We start from the raw sequence: 17,023 nt of genomic DNA, 5'->3' as shown, positions 1-17,023 counted from the left end.
AATGATGCGCTGGTGAGATTGAGTAGAACACAATTTCATCAGCGCTTTTTTATGCCAAATTTCACGCTTTAAGCACGATTTTGTTTCACTTTTGAGATTTTTGTTAATAACTCCCTCCACATTTCATAATTATGACACCCTGTCATAAAACTGTAGTAATTGACCTGTAGTCACTGATTCTCGATCACTCTCTCATTTATTTAATTTTTGAAAATTCACAGTCTGTTAACATATAAGACTGTGTTCCAAGTCTCGTTTATGGCTAGTTCTTATTGATAGAGTGCTCATTAAAGGCCGTTATTTACATCAGATGTTTTATATGAATATTAAAAATAAACTATTTTCATTGGGTCTATTCTCAATTTTAGGGATGGTATCTCTACTATTTACCACCTCCCATTTTACTAAAACCGGTGAGCAGCTTCATGAAGCAACATTGATCACCAAAGATTTAGAAGTTCGTTTGCTTAACTTGCGTCGAAACGAGAAAGATTTCCTCCTTCGAAGTGACATTAAGTACCTAGACAAGTTTGAAAACAACTACCGTCAGTTTCAGGAGCTAGAATCTGAGCTGGCAAGTGTGCTTGAAGATTTAAGCCTCGCGAATACAGCTCAGCTAAGACAGGACATCTCCGACTACCATAAGAGCTTTACCGTGCTTGTCGGCGCGTACCAAGTTTTAGGTCTATCAGATGATGAAGGTTTATTGGGTCAGTTCCAAGAAGATTTGGCGGTAAGCTTTGAAAGAGCTTCAGATGAAGAGAGACTTGCCATGTACCAATTTAATGAGTTGGTTGAACAGGGCAGCCTAGATTTGAGCTTACTCTCTAATGCTCAGGCAAGCTTCTTAAACTCAGCTCAGCAAGTTGTTGATCAGAAAATTAAAATTGGCCTAAAGCACAACGAAGGTTTACTAGGTGAGGCGCGCTCTGCTTCTCATAAGGTAGAAACGCAGTTCAAAGAGTTCTCAGCGTTGCTGAAAGACACCACCGCTGCACAACTAGCGAAACTAAACCTCATTAACAATGCTCTAAGTGGCACATTGCTCATCATCATTATCTTGTTGAGTTGGGTGATCGTTCGTTCTATTGTTGGCCGCATCGAGTCTCTGTTGTCTGTTATTCGACGTATTGTGGATTCGAACGACGTTTCTATTCGCTCAGAGTTGAAAGGACACGATGAGCTAGGCTCACTGGGTGAATACTTCAATCAGTTGTTAGATCAGCTAGAGAAGCTTATCTCGGCATCTCAGAAGAAGTCTCAGCAGCTCACTTCAAGCACATCGAATATGCATAATGAACTGGAATCAGTGATTAAGCAGTTTGATGTTCAAGCTAACCACACGGGTGAAATGACAGTATCGGTTCAAGAGATGGTATCTACGATTGGTGAAATCTCTGAAAGTACCGCAATTGCCGCAGAAGGTGTGCAGAAAGCACGTCTTAATGCAGATAAAGGTCGTGAGGTTGTCGTTGAGACAATCAACAACATTACGCAATTGTCTGAACGCCTATCGAGCAGCCAAGACTCTATCAGTTCATTGAATCACCATGTGGATCAGATTGGTGATGCGGTAAACATCATCCAAGGTATTGCTGAGCAGACGAATTTGTTAGCACTGAACGCAGCGATTGAGGCGGCACGAGCGGGTGAACAAGGTCGAGGCTTCGCTGTTGTAGCAGACGAGGTTCGAGCTCTAGCAAGCCGCACGCACCAATCAACCACAGAGATAACTAACGTGGTGTCAGCGATCCAAAGCCAAATGGAAGCTTCTATGGCGGAGATTGGAGAGTGTAACTCTCAAGGTCAGCGTACATTGAGTGACTCTGAATCGCTGGATTCAAGCCTACAGCTGATTCTAAGTGATATGGAAGATATTCAAGGTAACTCAGAACGCATTGCTTCTGCTATTGAAGAGCAGGGTGCGGTTATGGCGCAGGTAAGTGATTCCATTACCGAGCTAAGTGCTATCTCGAATCAGAATACGGCTTCAGCTCAACATTGCTTGGTTGAGGTGGATAAAGTAGCAGCACAGGCGAGTGAGATGGACAGTGCAGTGGCGCAGTTCAAAACATCATAAGCTCGACTAGAGACAACAAATGACAAGGCGCACAACTCTGTGCGCCTTTTTGTTTGCATGACGAGTTAGTACAAATCTGATTAATTTGTCTGCCTATCCGCCTGACGCACTAAAAATCATAGTTAAGGTTCATAGAGCTGTATATTTCGGTGTTACTTTGGTCTGAGGCAACCGTTGTGTTGTAGATATACTCAGTGTCGAATGTGAGGGCGAGATTCCCCATTAGGATGTTCTTTAAATACCCTTTGAAGTTGTAGTTTGTGTTCTCTTCACCGTAAGCAATACTTGCGTTTGCACCAATAGAAAAGCTCTCGGTAAACTGAACTGTCCCTTCGAGCGAGCCGCTGGCAATAAGCTCATAGTTCATTTGCGAGGGAAACTCTTCATCAAAGGATTGCCTTTCAGTTATACGATAACCTGGGCCCATAGAGCCTTGCAGAGTGACGTAGTTCGTTTCATAGAAGTGTCTACCGAGACCTGTCATCGCAATCCACTGGTCGCGATAGGTACCGAACTGGTCATGCTCGAATCGAATCCCGGCAACTGTATAGGTTCTTGAGTTGATGTCGTAGGTGATTCCATAATTTGTTGTATATCGGTTGGTACCATCTTCACCGTTTTCCGCGTCGGTGTAGTAAGTATCAAATTGAAACCTATGCCCCCATGTATCGCCTTTGTAGCCCAAAGAGATCCCTGAGTTAATGGATAGAGACGTGCTGGTATTCTGCGAATAGATGAACCCCAATTTAGTGAGCCTTGTGTAAGGGGAATCATCGATCTCTTGTTCAACTTCAACGGAGCTAAACACTTGTGGGCTGATGACAAGGGCAATACTTACAATTAGTGCCGTGTAATGACGTTTATTCATGGTTGATTTACAGCTAGATCAGTAGATAAAAGCAAATAACAAGTTGGCAGTGAGCCGGACTTAGATTGAGCTTTTGATTCTACGTATCGAGGTCAATAAGCAACCTGATTTGAGACTAAATGATTTTCAACAAGAATCGTTGAGGCGATTTTAGAAAAGGAAGTAGCAGGAATTAGGCGGATGTTGCTATCTAAGCGTTAATAAAAACGAAAAGAGCTCACGAATCGATCGAGAGCTCATTCTTTTCAAAGTAAAGCTACAGCTTACTATGCTTGACGCTGTCTCTTCGCAACCAAAGTGAAGCGGTAGTCGTTGGAAGTAAAGTAGTTACGACTGTATTCAAATACCGTGTCATCAGCCAAATAGCCACGAGTTCGTTTTTCAATGATCGGCTGTGCTGGATCGATCCCGAGTTGTTCGGCCACATCGGCTGGCGGTAGAACCGGGACCAGCTCTTGTTCACTGCGATCGATCACCATTCCCTTTGTTTTCTCGATGAAGTCATATTTAGACTTCTGCATTACCTGATAGGTAAGGTCTGGGAATAAGTTAACTGGCAGCCAAGTTTCTTCAACAGTGATTGGGCTGTTATCCATATGACGAACACGTTTTACATAGAACACCATCTCACCTTCACCGATGTCTAAATGTTCAGACATGGCGAGCGAACATGGCTTTATCTCAAATGCGAGTACATCACTGTGAGTCACTACATCTAAGTGAGCCCATTTCTCTTGGAAGCTTGATTGTTGATAGATGTCGTAATTGATCTTGTTCTCTTTAACGTAAGTACCGCTACCTTGAACACTCTCTAATTCGTCATTCTCGATCAGCAATTTCAATGCTTGTCTTACGGTTACACGACTAACAGAAAATACTTCCCTGAGCTGCGCCTCGGTTGGCAATGCTTCGCCAACTTTGTATTCACCAGATTTGATTTTGTCTCGGATTGCATCGGCGATTTTGCGATACATCGGGAGTCTTGCCATTTTTGCCTCATTAATCGCTAGGGCGACTAGACTTAAATAATTTGTTGTTAAATGCCGTAATTTGACGGTACCCAATAACCTTGAATCACGTTAGGGTGATAAACGTATGGGTGTCTGTAGTGCTTATAATACAAATTAAATGGTACATCTCAAGCTTTCTCGTACATTTGAAAGATATCCATAAGATACAAATTAAATACAAATTTGTATTCATGAGATCATGATCACGGATCATATGTCTCTAAGTTGTATTATTGTCATCGTCGACAGGGAGAACTGTCGCACTAATCCGTGACAATGGGACAGAAGGTTATGAAACTTACAACTCTAACTAACAAGTCGCTCGTAAATCTGCAAACTACGTTTAGCAGCCGAGAAGAAGCGATTAATGCACTAGCTGAACAACTGGATCAGCAAGGCAAACTACATGACAAGCAGCAGTACCTAGATGCTGTATTTGCGCGTGAAGCTCAAGGCCCAACAGCACTTGGTGAAGGCCTTGCAGTACCGCATGGTAAGACTGATGCGGTTAAAGAAGCAGGTTTTGCTGTTGCAACACTTAAGCAAGATATGAAATGGAAAGGCCTTGATGAAGACGAAGATGTGAATCTAATCTTCTTGATCGCGATTCCAAATGCAGAAGCGGGCTCTACCCACATGCATCTGCTTACTGAATTAACCACAACACTTGTTGATGATGATGTTCGCGAAGCCGTATTGAAAGCGACCACTGCTGAAGAGATTTTCGCGCTATTAGATGGTGAAAATCAAACGGAAGAAAAGAAAGACAACTTAGATACAAATTCTCCAACAATTGTATGTGTTACTGCTTGTCCAGCGGGCATCGCTCATACCTATATGGCCGCTGAGTATTTGGAAAAAGCGGGTAAGAAGCTGGGTTACAACGTTCATGTTGAGAAGCAGGGCGCTAATGGTATCGAAGACCGCTTAACTGCTGACCAACTTAATAATGCCGTTGCTTGTGTCTTCGCAGCCGAAGTCGCAATCAAAGAGCTTGATCGCTTTAACGGTATCCCACGAGTAGAAACTCCGGTAGCAGAGCCGATTAAACACGCTGAGCGCATTTTAAATGGCGCGATTGATGAATCTAAAAATGGCAATGGCGCTGATCGCACCGTGGCAACAGATGATAAGCCGAAGAAATTGCCACTTAAAACTGAGCTCAAGCAAGCGCTTCTTTCAGGTATCTCTTACGCTGTTCCCCTAATCGTTGCTGGTGGTACTGTTCTGGCAGTCGCTGTTCTTATCGCTCAAATTTTTGACCTGCAAGAGCTGTACGCAACCAAAGACTCTTGGTTATGGATGTACCGAAAATTAGGTGGTGGCTTGCTCGGTACATTAATGGTACCAGTACTAGCGGCATACACTGCATATTCCCTTGCTGACAAACCTGCATTGGGTCCTGGCTTTGCGGCTGGTATCGCTGCAAACCTCATCGGTTCAGGTTTCCTTGGTGGTGTTGTTGGTGGTTTGATTGCCGGTTACGTTATGCGCTGGGTGAAAGAAAATGTTCGCCTAAGCCCTGCATTCAACGGCTTTCTGACCTTCTACCTATACCCGGTGATCGGCACATTAGTGGCGGGCTCTTTGATGCTGTTTGTTATCGGTAAACCAGTGGCATTACTCAACCAAGGTTTAACTGATTGGCTAAACGGCATGTCGGGTACTAACGCTCTACTACTGGGCGCAATCATCGGCCTATTCGTATCATTCGACCTTGGTGGCCCAGTTAACAAAGCGGCTTACGCATTCTGTTTGGGTGCGATGGCAAACGGTGTTTATGGTCCTTATGCAATCTTCGGCTCGGTTAAGATGGTATCTGCGTTCACGGTAACAGCATCGACTCTTATTGCTCCACGTCTGTTTAAAGACTTCGAGATTGAAACGGGTAAATCAACTTGGTTACTTGGCTTAGCGGGTATCACTGAAGGTGCGATTCCAATGGCGATTGAAGATCCAATCCGTGTTATCGGCTCGTTCCTACTGGGTTCTGTCGTTACAGGTGCAATGATTGGTGCGGCAGGTATCGGTCTATCAACCCCGGGTGCAGGTATCTTCTCTATCTTCCTACTTCATGACGCTGGTTTAGGTGCATTCTCTGCCGCAGCAATTTGGTTCGGCGCAGCACTTATCGGTACGGTTATTTCAACAATTACTCTTCTGGTATGGCGAGGCCACGCTGTAAAAAAGGGTAAGTTTGAAGTGCAAACCGCAGCACAAAACTAACTAAATTCTGAGTTAACTCTTTAACTCACTCAATAAATATAACGAACAACACTGGCTGTCCTAATTTCTGTGCTCCTAACGTTTTATTCACACAGAATCTGGGCGTGGATTCTTGCACCCTAAATTTAGTGGCAGCCAGTTTTAACCCCTTGAAAATTTTTAAAAATTAGCGGTTTTGAGTGTCGAATCCGCAAACTTAGGTAAATCACTATGACTACATCACGCGTTCATATTACTCCACACATGCACTGGGATCGTGAATGGTATTTCACTACTGAAGAGTCGCGTATTCTTCTTGTGAACAACATGGAAGAGATCATGCAGCGTCTTGAGAACGACCCTGAATACAAGTATTACGTTCTCGATGGACAAACAGCGGTGCTGGAAGATTACTTTGCCATCAAGCCAGAGAATAAAGCGCGCGTAAAAGCACTGGCAGAAGCAGGTAAGTTGATCGTGGGTCCTTGGTACTCTCAAACTGACACTATGCAAGTTTCAGGTGAGTCTATCGTTCGTAACATGATGTATGGACTACGTGATTGCCTAGAGCTAGGTGAACCAATGAAGATCGGTTATCTACCTGATTCATTCTCAATGAGTTCACAACTGCCAATGATCTACAACGGCTTTGGTATTGACACGGCAATGTTCTGGCGTGGCTGTTCTGAGCGTCACGGTACTAATAAGACAGAATTCTTGTGGCAATCAAACGATGGCTCAGAAGTGATGGCGCAAGTGCTTCCTCTAGGTTACGCGATTGGTAAATACCTACCTCAAGACGAAGAAGGTCTGCGCGCTCGTCTAGATAAATACTTCCCAGTACTAGAGAAACCATCAGTAACGAAAGACATTCTGTTACCTAATGGTCACGACCAGATGCCGATTCAGAAAGACATCTTTGAAGTGATGGATAAGCTGCGTGAAGTGTATCCAGATCGTGAATTCATGATGAGCCGCTTTGAAGAAGTGTTCGATCGTATCCGTGAAGAGCGTGACAACCTAGACACTATCAAAGGTGAATTTAACGACGGCAAATACATGCGCGTTCACCGCACGATCTCTTCTACGCGTATGGACATCAAATTGATCCACGCAGAAGTAGAAAACAAGATTGTAAACATCCTAGAGCCACTGGCATCGATCGCATGGTCACTGGGCTTTGAATACCACCACGGCCTGATCGAGAAGATGTGGAAAGAGAGCATGAAGAACCACGCACATGACTCTATCGGTTGCTGTTGTTCAGACAAAGTACACGCTGAGATCCTAAACCGTTACATCCTAGCGGACGATATGGCATCAAACCTAATCAACTTCTACAAGCGTAAGATTGTTGACCACATGCCAGCACGTGAAGGTTGCGACAAGTTGGCGTTCTTCAACCTATCGCCTTATGAGCGTGAAGAGGTTATCAATACAACGATTACGATTCGCGCAAACGAGTTCAACATCTTTGATGAAAATGACAACCAAGTTGAATACTACATTCAAGATCAACGCGTGATTGACCCAGGCAAGATCGACCGTCAGATCGTTCACTACGGGAACTACGACCCGTTCATTGAATACGACATCCAGATTAAACGTGCTGTACCAGCAATGGGTTACACCACGCTACATATCGAAGGTAATACAAAGGGCAGCAACATTATTGCTGAGCAAAAAGATTACCTATTAGAGAACGAATTCTACCGCATCAATGTCAACGACAACGGCACGCTATCGGTTTTCGATAAAGAGACAGATATGCTGTTTGACCAAGTACTTCGCGTTGAAGACGGCTCAGATGATGGTGATGAGTACGATTACTCCCCATCACGTCAAGAGTGGTTGCTTTACTCGGATGAGTTTAAGGCCGAAACCAGCATTAAGCACGAAGGTTTCCAATCTGTAGCAACAATCAAACTACGCATGAACGTGCCAGCAAACTTACAAGAGCGTGAAGAACGTACAGGCCAAAACGGCTTTGTTGATGTTGATTGCCAAGTGGTATTGAAGCAAGGCTCTCGCCGCATCGAAGTTCGTATGGAACTGGATAACCAAGCAGATGACCACCGCCTACGCGTTCTAGTACCAACTCCGTTTGTTTCTGAAAATGTTGTGGCTGATAACCAATTCGGCTTGATTACTCGTCCAACTAACGATCCAGCAATGGCCGTTTGGGAAGAAGAGAAATGGAAAGAAGCGCCAGTACCGGTTTACCAACTGATGAACTTTGCTGCTGTTGAAAACACCACGGGTGGTATGGCGTTGATGACTAATGGTCTACGTGAGTTTGAAGTTATCTCCAGCAAAGGCAACGAAGAGCGCGATACTTTCGCTCTGACGTTACTGCGTGGCGTTGGCGTGCTGGGTAAAGAAGAACTATTGCTTCGTCCGGGTCGTCCTTCAGGCATCAAGATCCCAACTCCGGACTCTCAAACACGCGGCAAGATTGTGTGTGAGTTTGCACTGTTTGGTTTTGCGGGTAACCACATTGACGCAAACATCATGGCGGAAGCTCGTGACAATGTCACGCCAATCGAGTGTTACAACAAGATCCCATACAACGCGATGAAGCTAAATGTTGGCGAACAAGATAAGCCGCTGACTTACTCACTACTGAGCAAAGACCAAAAGGGCGCGGTGTTGAGTGTTCTCAAGAAAGCTGAAGACGAAGATGCGTTGATTCTCCGTGTCTACAACCCTGCCGAATTGGGCGAAGTAGAAGACAAGGTTCAGTTTACTCAAGCTGTGGCTTCTTGGCTTGAAACGAGTATGGATGAACGAGTTCGCGATACTCAAGTGGAAGCTCAAACCTTTGGCACTCTAAAAGCGTGTCAGGCGAAATCATTCCAAGTGAAATTCTAACTTAAGGTACTCCGCCCAGGTGTTGGGCGGAGTAGGTGAACGACGATGAAAATTGTTATTGCTCCTGATTCATTCAAAGAATCCCTAACAGCAAAGCAGGTATGTGAAAGCATTGAGGCTGGGTTTTGCCAAGTATTTCCTTGTGCAGAGTATGTTCACTTACCGTTAGCTGATGGCGGAGAAGGAACGGTTGATGTTCTGTTGCAAGGGCTTGAAGGTGAGTTGCACACATCAACAGTAACGGGACCACTCGGTGAACCTGTTCAAGCAAGCTGGGCGTTACTTAATGGTGATAAGTCAAACGGAGAGAAAACGGCACTGATTGAATTCGCTGCTGCTTCAGGTCTTGACCTCATTACACCACAGCAGCGAGACGTTCAGCGAGCAACCAGCTTTGGTACAGGGGAACTGATCAAACAAGCATTAGATTGTGGTGTAGATAAGATCTTACTTGGCTTAGGTGGTAGTGCCACGAACGATGCGGGGGCGGGGATCGCTCAAGCATTAGGAGCGAGATTACTGGATGCGAACGGTTGTGAATTACAAACGGGTGGTGCTGCGTTGAGTGATATTGCAAAGATAGATCTTTCAAACCTTCACCCTAGCTGTAGCACCGTTGAGTTTATTATTGCTTGCGATGTAGACAATCCATTGACTGGCCCTAATGGAGCAAGCCACGTCTTTGGTCCGCAGAAAGGGGCAACAACGGAACTTGTTGAAACGTTGGATGCAGCCATTGAACAGTTTGCTTTGGTTGTGAAATCAGAGAGTGGGCAAGATCATCGTGAGCGTATGGGGTTTGGAGCCGCTGGTGGCGCACCTCTAGGGCTATCTTTGCTGTTTGATATTCACATCAAGCAGGGCATTGAGATGGTTCTGGACACGCTAAATGCTGACAAAGTGCTCGAAGGTACAGACCTTGTTATTACAGGGGAAGGCCAAATGGATAACCAAACCTTACAAGGTAAGACGCCATTTGGAATCGCCAGACGCGCGCAAAGCAGAGGCATTCCGACGATCGGTATTGCTGGTTCATTAGGTCAAGAAATTGATGAGTTATACCAAGTCATCAACAGCACCTTTGGCACGGTTCGCTCACCTCAACCTTTAGAACAAGTTCTTTCAGAAGCGAGTAAAAATCTTACTCGTACTGCCCGTAATATTGCAGCCACGCTTAAGCTTGGCGGCCAGATTTTTAATGAGAAGTAATTATGTCTCTATTTAAACTCGACAATGTTATTCAAAACTACGCATGGGGCAGTAAAGACTCCATTAACCAATTGTTCGGTATTGTAAATCCTAATCAAGAACCACAAGCTGAGATCTGGATGGGAGCTCACCCAAATGGTTGTTCGAAGGTCGGTGGCACAGGCGAAACTCTCTCTCACGTGATTGATGAGAATAAGATTGATGTCTTAGGTGGCTATACAGCGGCACGCTTTGGTGAATTACCTTTCCTATTTAAGGTGCTGGCTGCGGAAACACCCTTGTCTATTCAAGTTCACCCAAACAAACGTAAATCTGAAATAGGTTTCGAGCGCGAGAACGCCGAAGGTATTCCATTGAATGCAGCTAATCGTAACTATAAAGATCCAAACCATAAGCCCGAGCTGGTTTACGCGTTAACCTTCTACAAGGCGATGAACGGCTTCAGACCGATTGAAGACATTATTGCTTTGTTTGAAGAGGCTGATATTCCGTCGTTAGCGATTGAGTTAAACGTTCTTAAAGCCAATGCCGACAGCGATTCGTTGAAAGCATTCTTTACCGCGATCATGTCGTTAGAAGGCGAAAGGAAAGAAACGGCATTACAGGAATTGTACGCGGCACATCAACGTCCGGCTAAGACGGTAATGGGTCGAGAAGCTTTGCAATACAGCCAAGACTTTAAACAGCACTACCCAGGTGACATCGGCCTGTTTGCTCCATTGATGTTAAACACGGTTGAACTCGCACCCGGTGAAGCAATGTTCCTGTTTGCGGAAACACCACACGCCTATGTTCAAGGTACTGGTTTAGAGATCATGGCGAACTCCGACAATGTTCTGCGGGCAGGTTTAACGCCAAAGTACATTGATGTGCCAGAGTTGATTGACAACACTATTTTTGAGTCTATCAAGCCGCAAGACATCCGTCTCAAGCCAGTGCTAAAAGAGGGCAAAATGAGTTATCCAATTCCAGTGGATGATTTTGGTTTTGATATCTTATCTGCTACAGATGAAAGTAAATCTCAGTATCTTCGTAGCGCGGAAATCCTGTTCTGTGTGGAAGGGGAAGCGACGGTGACTTCAGAAGGGCAAAGCATCACATTGAAGCCGGGAGAGTCGGTTTTTGTGAGTAACAATTCAAGTGTTTACCAATATCAAGGGAATGGTATCTTGGCTCGTGCTTTCAACTAATGCCCCCGTGTTAGCTAAAAAGCAAAGAGATATCAGAGTGTTATTTAGTCATAGTTAACGCTCAATATTGGTTTGATGGTTGCTATAGAGCTGTTATAAGCAGTCACAAAGTTTGACCATGCCCGCCGTAGTTGGCGGGTTTTTTCGTTACGGATAAAAAATCACAAGTCCTTAAAACGACAAAACCCCGTTTTATGAACGGGGTATTCTAAAGCCGTGAGAAGTTATTTAGGCGACGTGAGTCATTTTGTTGATAATAAACGATTCAACCGAACCTTCAGTTGCCGCAAGGTAGTCCGCGATATGTTGGCTGCCTAAATGCTTCTCTAATAGAGTTTCTGATTCCCAATTTTCATGAAAAACGAAGTGAGCAGGGTTGTCGTTGTCTTGGTGAAGATCGTAATTGATACAACCTTCCTCTACACGAGTAGGCTCGATTAATTTGATCAGTTCAGATTTAACTAGGTCGATACGGTCTTGTTTCGCGACGATAGTTGCAATAATAGTTAGCTTGCTCATTCTTTGTTCCTTGGTATTTCACTCGGTAAGTGCAAGTAATATAGGCAGTTTATAGTCGGGATTAAAGAGTGCCCAAATCCAATAACTATGGATGCTTGAGTCCATAATTAAAGAGAGTTGCTTGAGTAATAATTACAAAAAGAAAATAAAAAATGCCCAACTCAAGAGTCGGGCATTATTGAAAAAGCTTAAGCGGCAATATTAGTTATGGATTTCAGCTTTGATCCAAACCATGCGGTGATCCGAAGAGATATCTTTACCGTTACCGTAGTTGCCTACACGCTCATCATTCATTAACAGACGACCATCTTCAAATGTAGCAGGCCAGTACACGCCAGAATCTGAAATAGTTAAGTTCTCTGATGGAACAACGTGATCAAGACGCAGACCGCTTGTGCTTGTTACTTGACCTGGGTATGGGGTATCCCAGTTTGCTTCTTTACATTCGCCAAGCGCTAGACATTCTGGGCCACCAAGGCTAGCTGGTGCTAATGGACCAAACGTTGCTAAACGGTTAACTTTGTCGTGATCCATGAGTGCATTGATTGCTGTTAGGTCGCCATCGCCTTTAAGAGGATCGGCATTAAGGTCGCCTATTACTACGAACTTGGCATCATCAGCTAAACCGCCTGTCACACCTTTATCATCGTACATGTAGTTTTTACCTTCGATGTAATCAACCCAGAAGTTAACTTCATCAGCATTTTGAACCTTGTTCTTACCTGTATCGAAAATCGGTGGTGTCGGGTGAGACATAAGCAGATGAATTGTGTCAGTAGTGCCATCTTCTTGTGGGATCAGGATTGGTGCGTCAACGTGGTTTTTAGAAGAAAGACGAACTTCTGCCCACTCTTCAGCAGTGTACCAATCATCACCACATTCCATGCCATCTGGGATCGGATTCCAAGAATCATTACAGTTGGTGATCGTTGGCATGGTAGCCGAAGGCATATCGCTCCATTTGAATTTTTGGAAAGTACGAATGTTGTCGTGATCAATTTCGTACATTGACATTAGAGCGAACGCATATTGTCCGTGGTAATTACCAAAGCCCCATGCATCACCTGGGAGCTGGCCTGCATTACCGTCGTTATCTAAGTCAAAACCAAATTCGTTTAATAGACCGGTGTTGGTTGCGAAGTTAGCAAAGTATTGGAATACGATTGGCTCTAATTGAATACCGTCTTGGTCAAAACTATTCGAGTTTTGAGAAACCGCAAGGTAGTTCAAACGGAAACCAATGATAGCGTCATTGTTTTCAGCAGTACCGTCGTTGTTGAATTCTGCCATCATAATAACCGCTGGGCGCTCAGTCTGGATGATTGCAGCTACGTTGCGAATCTGGATTACTTTAAGAGCTGTTGCGTTGTCTTCATCAGATAGCGTTTTATGTTGCCAGCCTTTAATCAGTGCATCTTGCTCTGGTTTAGTCAGCTTCATTTCTGCAACAAGATCTTCGTAGGTATAACGATCGAAAGATAGGTTAAATACTGCGATGCGTCCTTTGCTGTCTACAGGCGTCGGTTGTGGAACTTCAGGCTGAGGAACTTCTGGGTAGTAATTGTTTGTTGTTTCGTCACCGCAGCCGAATAAAAGGGTAGTAGAGATTGCTAGCGCCAGTGATGTTTTTAACATTTTCATAAAATGATTTGCTTTTGTAGTCCGTGGAACAGGAGGGCGCGCATTCTATGTTACAAAATGAAATTCCGTAAGTGACTTTGATCACAACTAGAAATGTAAGCAAACGTTTTCTTACATTGTAAGTGTGATATTAGATGTTGCTTCAGATTTGATTAGAGTTTTTATTCAACCCAAATCATAAACAGGGTAATAAAAACGAAAAAGCGCCGAGGCTGGTCTAGCCTAGGCGCTTGATAAAAAACAGAATATGTTATTAAAAGGTTAAGCGTACTGTTCTACTGTTTGGGCCCAATTACGCTTCTGCTGTTCAAAATTGAGCTTGATTTGTTGGTAACGAACTTTAAGCAATGAGTGCTCGTACTTCTTAACTACGTCGTCTCGTTTGCTCTCAAGCAACTGCTTTTTTACAGCGTAGTATTCATTCATGTTTGCAACAAGAGAGTCGAACTCTGCTTGCAGTTTCTCAGCTATTTGAATGTTGTCTGCTCGATGCATGATTTTCTGTTGAGTACGCTTTAAGAGCATCGTAGCTTCGGCTTTCTCAATTCGAGCCTGTGGCGTTTTCTTTAATTTCGACGTTAGGCCGCATAGTGACGCGCCTTTGATCAGCCATTTAGTTGGATCGTATTGCCACCAGTAAATGCCATTGCGGTAATCATTCTCAAAAATATGATGAAAGTTGTGGTAACCCTCGCCAAAAGTCAAAACCGCAAGAATGCCATTATCACGTGCTGTGTTCTTATCTGTGAAAGGTTGGCTACCCCAGATGTGAGCAAGTGAGTTAATGAAGAAAGTGGTGTGGTGGTTAAGTACTAAACGAACTGCACCAACCATTAGCAACATGCCAATCACGTCACCATAGATCACGCCAAGCGCGATAGGGACACCAAAATTCATGATCAGCGCTAACAAGATGTAATGTTTATGCTGCCACATCACAATTTTGTCTTTTTTAAGATCGCGGCAATTTTCGTAATCTTTATAAATTGAGGTGTTGTAGTTGCGAATCATCCAACCGATATGCGAGTACCAAAAACCACGTTTAGCTGAGTACGGGTCTTTGTCATTGTTGTCGACATGCTTGTGATGTACTCGGTGATCAGAAGACCAGTGAAGGGCACTGTTTTGAAGTGCAAATGCGCCACCCAAAGCAAAAAGGAATCGTAAGCTAGAATGTGCTTCAAACGCCTTGTGCGACCACAAGCGATGGTAACCCGTTGTTATTGATAGATTACAAAAGCTAAAACAGATCGCCAACCAAACCCAATGCTCCGCGCCATAGCCGTTGTAGTAGCCATAAAGAGGGGCGGCAACTAGAGCCAAAAGCATACTAAAAGAGAAGATAAAAACGTTTAGCCAGATCAGAGGTGGCTTCTTATTTTGCGTTGTATTGCCAGTTGTCATCAGCATATTCCATTGAGCGTACAGATGTGCGCTAGAATATCAGCGTACACGTGTAAGTCAAGAATCAAAGTGTAAGTACCTATTAGCCGTCGGGTTTTAATAGTATGTTTTGCTTTAATTTTGTAGGTAAGTAGTATTAAATGTAGAAGTTATAAATAAATGGAAGTGCTAAGGGCTAATAAATGGAAATTAGAGTAGCTGAATATAAAGATTACGAGCGTATCGCACAGTTACATGCAGACAGTTGGAAAATCTACTATCGAGGTATTCTTGCTGACCAATATCTAGATCAGGACGTTCTAGAAGATAGATCGGTAATTTGGCAAACACGTCTTATCAACCCTCCTTTTAACCAACACGTTTTACTTCTTGAAGAAGGTGGGCTGCTTGTTGGGTTTGTATGTGCATTCGGAAATCACAACTTCGACCGTGGTACTTTTATTGATGCGTTGCATGTTGATAACGCCTACCGTGGTCGTGGGATTGGCAAACGCTTGTTATCAGAGCTCTCAGAGAGACTTGAGCAATACTATGCTGATAGTGGCCTTTACTTAGAAGTGATGTCCAAAAACAAGCAAGCTATCGGGTTTTATGAGTCCATCGGTGGTAAAGAAGAGCTTGAGCAAATTTGGGATGCGCCTTGCGGCAGTAAAGTAAAAGAGAAAGTCTACTCTTGGCCTTCGCCTTCGACTTTAGCTCAGCAACTGCAAACGCCAGCTTGATAAAATAAGCACGATTAAAAATAGAAAGCCCCGAGGATTAGCTCGGGGCTTTTTGTTTGTGCCGTGTTTAGACTGCTGCAGTTTCTACATTGGGGTAGGAGACGGTGCACCATGAAATGCAGTTACGCCCATTCTTCTTAGATTGGTAAAGCGCTCTATCAGCATCTTCAATCAATTGTTCAACTGAACCAACTGCACGATCAATATGTTTTACGCCAACAGAAACTGTCACGTCCAAAGAAAGCTTTGAAGGTGATGTGAGCAAACTATCGGAAAGTTGTTGCGCCTGGGTGCTATTTAACCCTTGAGCAATAATCAGAAATTCTTCTCCACCATATCTGAAAAGGTTGCTCTTAACTGGCAGCTTAGCCTTAATTGCTTTCGCAAGTTCTTTGATAACCATATCGCCAGTTTGGTGACCGTATGTATCGTTGACCGACTTAAAGTGGTCGATATCGATCATAATGGTTGTCATAGATTGATTGCGATTGATGTTCGGCTCGATAACTTGGTGTAGATAAAGTCTGTTGTAGCAGCCGGTTAGAGCATCTTGGTAAGAGAGTGCTTCAAACAGGTTCGATTGTTTTCTCAGTTGGATCGCTTGCTTGCGCAGTTGTTCAGATTGAGAGAAGCGTTTGTGAACTTCTAAGTCTCTTCTTAAACTTGCTGCGGCAACCAATACGTAGGTTGCTAAATAGATTGAGATAATTTCAAGCTCATGCGCAGGTTCTGCGGCATAAAGAAGTGGCGATAAACCGATAAGATAGCTAGCCAGTATGCAGGTTAGGGTAAATAAACTGTATCGAGCAGATAGACGAGAAAAGGTACCGAGATAAATCATTACCAGAATGACGCCGCCTTGGTAATCATAATTTCCAAAGCCAATGGCTATCCTTCCAACGACAACGAGAAACAGTGCACTCGTTATCAGTAATAAGCTCTCTAACTGTTGCAGTATGTTTGGTCGATTATTTATGCAGTAATACGCGGCTCCCGCCATCAATGCTGAAAGAGTGACGCGCAGAACAATAGGCATGATGCACTGGTCACCAAAATGAATGAAGTCGGTGATGATAAAGGCTAGAAATATAGTGATCGGTAGGTAGATGAAATTGACATACGGCAGGTATATTTCATTATCAAAATAGGTTTTGAAACGCTGGTTTTGAAAACCGGGATATGAACGCATCTTAAAATTCGCTACGGGATCACAAAATAATGCGTCAGTATGTCTATGAAACTCACTAATGTAAATTTTAGATTTTATTTATGTGACAAGATATTAGTTCTATCAATGACGGGGT

Annotated in this window: 12 protein-coding genes; 6 read left to right on the top strand and 6 right to left on the bottom strand. The window is 43.8% G+C overall.

Annotated features, from left to right (window positions below):
• Positions 1-370 precede the first annotated feature (370 nt).
• Positions 371-2,080, top strand: coding sequence for a methyl-accepting chemotaxis protein (locus KI743_RS02815; protein ID WP_285465105.1), 1,710 nt, complete (start codon positions 371-373; stop codon positions 2,078-2,080).
• A gap of 109 nt (positions 2,081-2,189) precedes the next feature.
• Here the strand turns inward: KI743_RS02815 and KI743_RS02810 are convergent, their stop codons facing one another.
• Together KI743_RS02810 and KI743_RS02805 are read right to left on the bottom strand one after the other, a co-directional pair.
• Positions 2,190-2,948, bottom strand: coding sequence for a YdiY family protein (locus KI743_RS02810; protein WP_285464781.1), 759 nt, complete (start codon positions 2,946-2,948; stop codon positions 2,190-2,192).
• A 266-nt stretch (positions 2,949-3,214) separates the two neighbouring features.
• A complete protein-coding gene (locus KI743_RS02805; RefSeq protein WP_032552648.1) occupies positions 3,215-3,937 on the bottom strand; it encodes a GntR family transcriptional regulator in 723 nt (240 codons plus the stop codon).
• A gap of 312 nt (positions 3,938-4,249) precedes the next feature.
• Here KI743_RS02805 and mngA point away from each other — a divergent pair, with 312 nt between their 5' ends.
• From mngA to manA, 4 genes are all read left to right on the top strand, one after another.
• The gene (mngA, locus tag KI743_RS02800; RefSeq protein ID WP_285464779.1) at positions 4,250-6,184 is read left to right on the top strand and encodes a PTS 2-O-a-mannosyl-D-glycerate transporter subunit IIABC; all 1,935 of its coding nucleotides are present in this window, start codon (positions 4,250-4,252) and stop codon (positions 6,182-6,184) included.
• A 210-nt stretch (positions 6,185-6,394) separates the two neighbouring features.
• Entirely contained in the window at positions 6,395-9,034 is a 2,640-nt protein-coding gene (gene mngB / locus KI743_RS02795; protein WP_285464778.1) for a mannosylglycerate hydrolase, read from the top strand.
• A 45-nt stretch (positions 9,035-9,079) separates the two neighbouring features.
• On the top strand, positions 9,080-10,243 hold the full coding sequence (locus tag KI743_RS02790; protein ID WP_285464776.1) for a glycerate kinase: 1,164 nt from the start codon (positions 9,080-9,082) through the stop codon (positions 10,241-10,243).
• 2 nt (positions 10,244-10,245) lie between these two features.
• A complete protein-coding gene (manA, locus tag KI743_RS02785) occupies positions 10,246-11,433 on the top strand; it encodes a mannose-6-phosphate isomerase, class I (RefSeq protein WP_285464772.1) in 1,188 nt (395 codons plus the stop codon).
• 228 nt (positions 11,434-11,661) lie between these two features.
• Here manA and KI743_RS02780 read toward each other — a convergent pair whose 3' ends face one another.
• From KI743_RS02780 to KI743_RS02770, 3 genes are all read right to left on the bottom strand, one after another.
• Positions 11,662-11,952 carry a putative quinol monooxygenase gene (locus KI743_RS02780; RefSeq protein WP_150896522.1) on the bottom strand — a complete coding sequence of 97 codons (291 nt, stop codon included), beginning with the start codon at positions 11,950-11,952 and terminating at the stop codon, positions 11,662-11,664.
• A 201-nt stretch (positions 11,953-12,153) separates the two neighbouring features.
• Positions 12,154-13,593: an endonuclease/exonuclease/phosphatase family protein gene (locus tag KI743_RS02775; protein WP_285464764.1), complete on the bottom strand. Its 1,440-nt coding sequence runs from the start codon at positions 13,591-13,593 to the stop codon at positions 12,154-12,156.
• 261 nt (positions 13,594-13,854) lie between these two features.
• The gene (locus KI743_RS02770; RefSeq protein ID WP_150869658.1) at positions 13,855-14,997 is read right to left on the bottom strand and encodes a fatty acid desaturase; all 1,143 of its coding nucleotides are present in this window, start codon (positions 14,995-14,997) and stop codon (positions 13,855-13,857) included.
• 182 nt (positions 14,998-15,179) lie between these two features.
• On the opposite strand from KI743_RS02770, the gene KI743_RS02765 reads away from it, so the two are divergent.
• Complete coding sequence (locus tag KI743_RS02765) at positions 15,180-15,719, top strand: N-acetyltransferase (RefSeq protein ID WP_032552641.1); 540 nt, start codon at positions 15,180-15,182, stop codon at positions 15,717-15,719.
• Positions 15,720-15,786: 67 nt separating this feature from the next.
• Here KI743_RS02765 and KI743_RS02760 read toward each other — a convergent pair whose 3' ends face one another.
• A complete protein-coding gene (locus tag KI743_RS02760) occupies positions 15,787-16,845 on the bottom strand; it encodes a GGDEF domain-containing protein (protein ID WP_285465103.1) in 1,059 nt (352 codons plus the stop codon).
• Positions 16,846-17,023: the final 178 nt, after the last annotated feature.

This window comes from Vibrio sp. D420a (assembly GCF_030248625.1).
GTDB lineage: Bacteria > Pseudomonadota > Gammaproteobacteria > Enterobacterales > Vibrionaceae > Vibrio > Vibrio fortis_A.
This window is presented reverse-complemented; position numbering and strand designations above follow the sequence as displayed.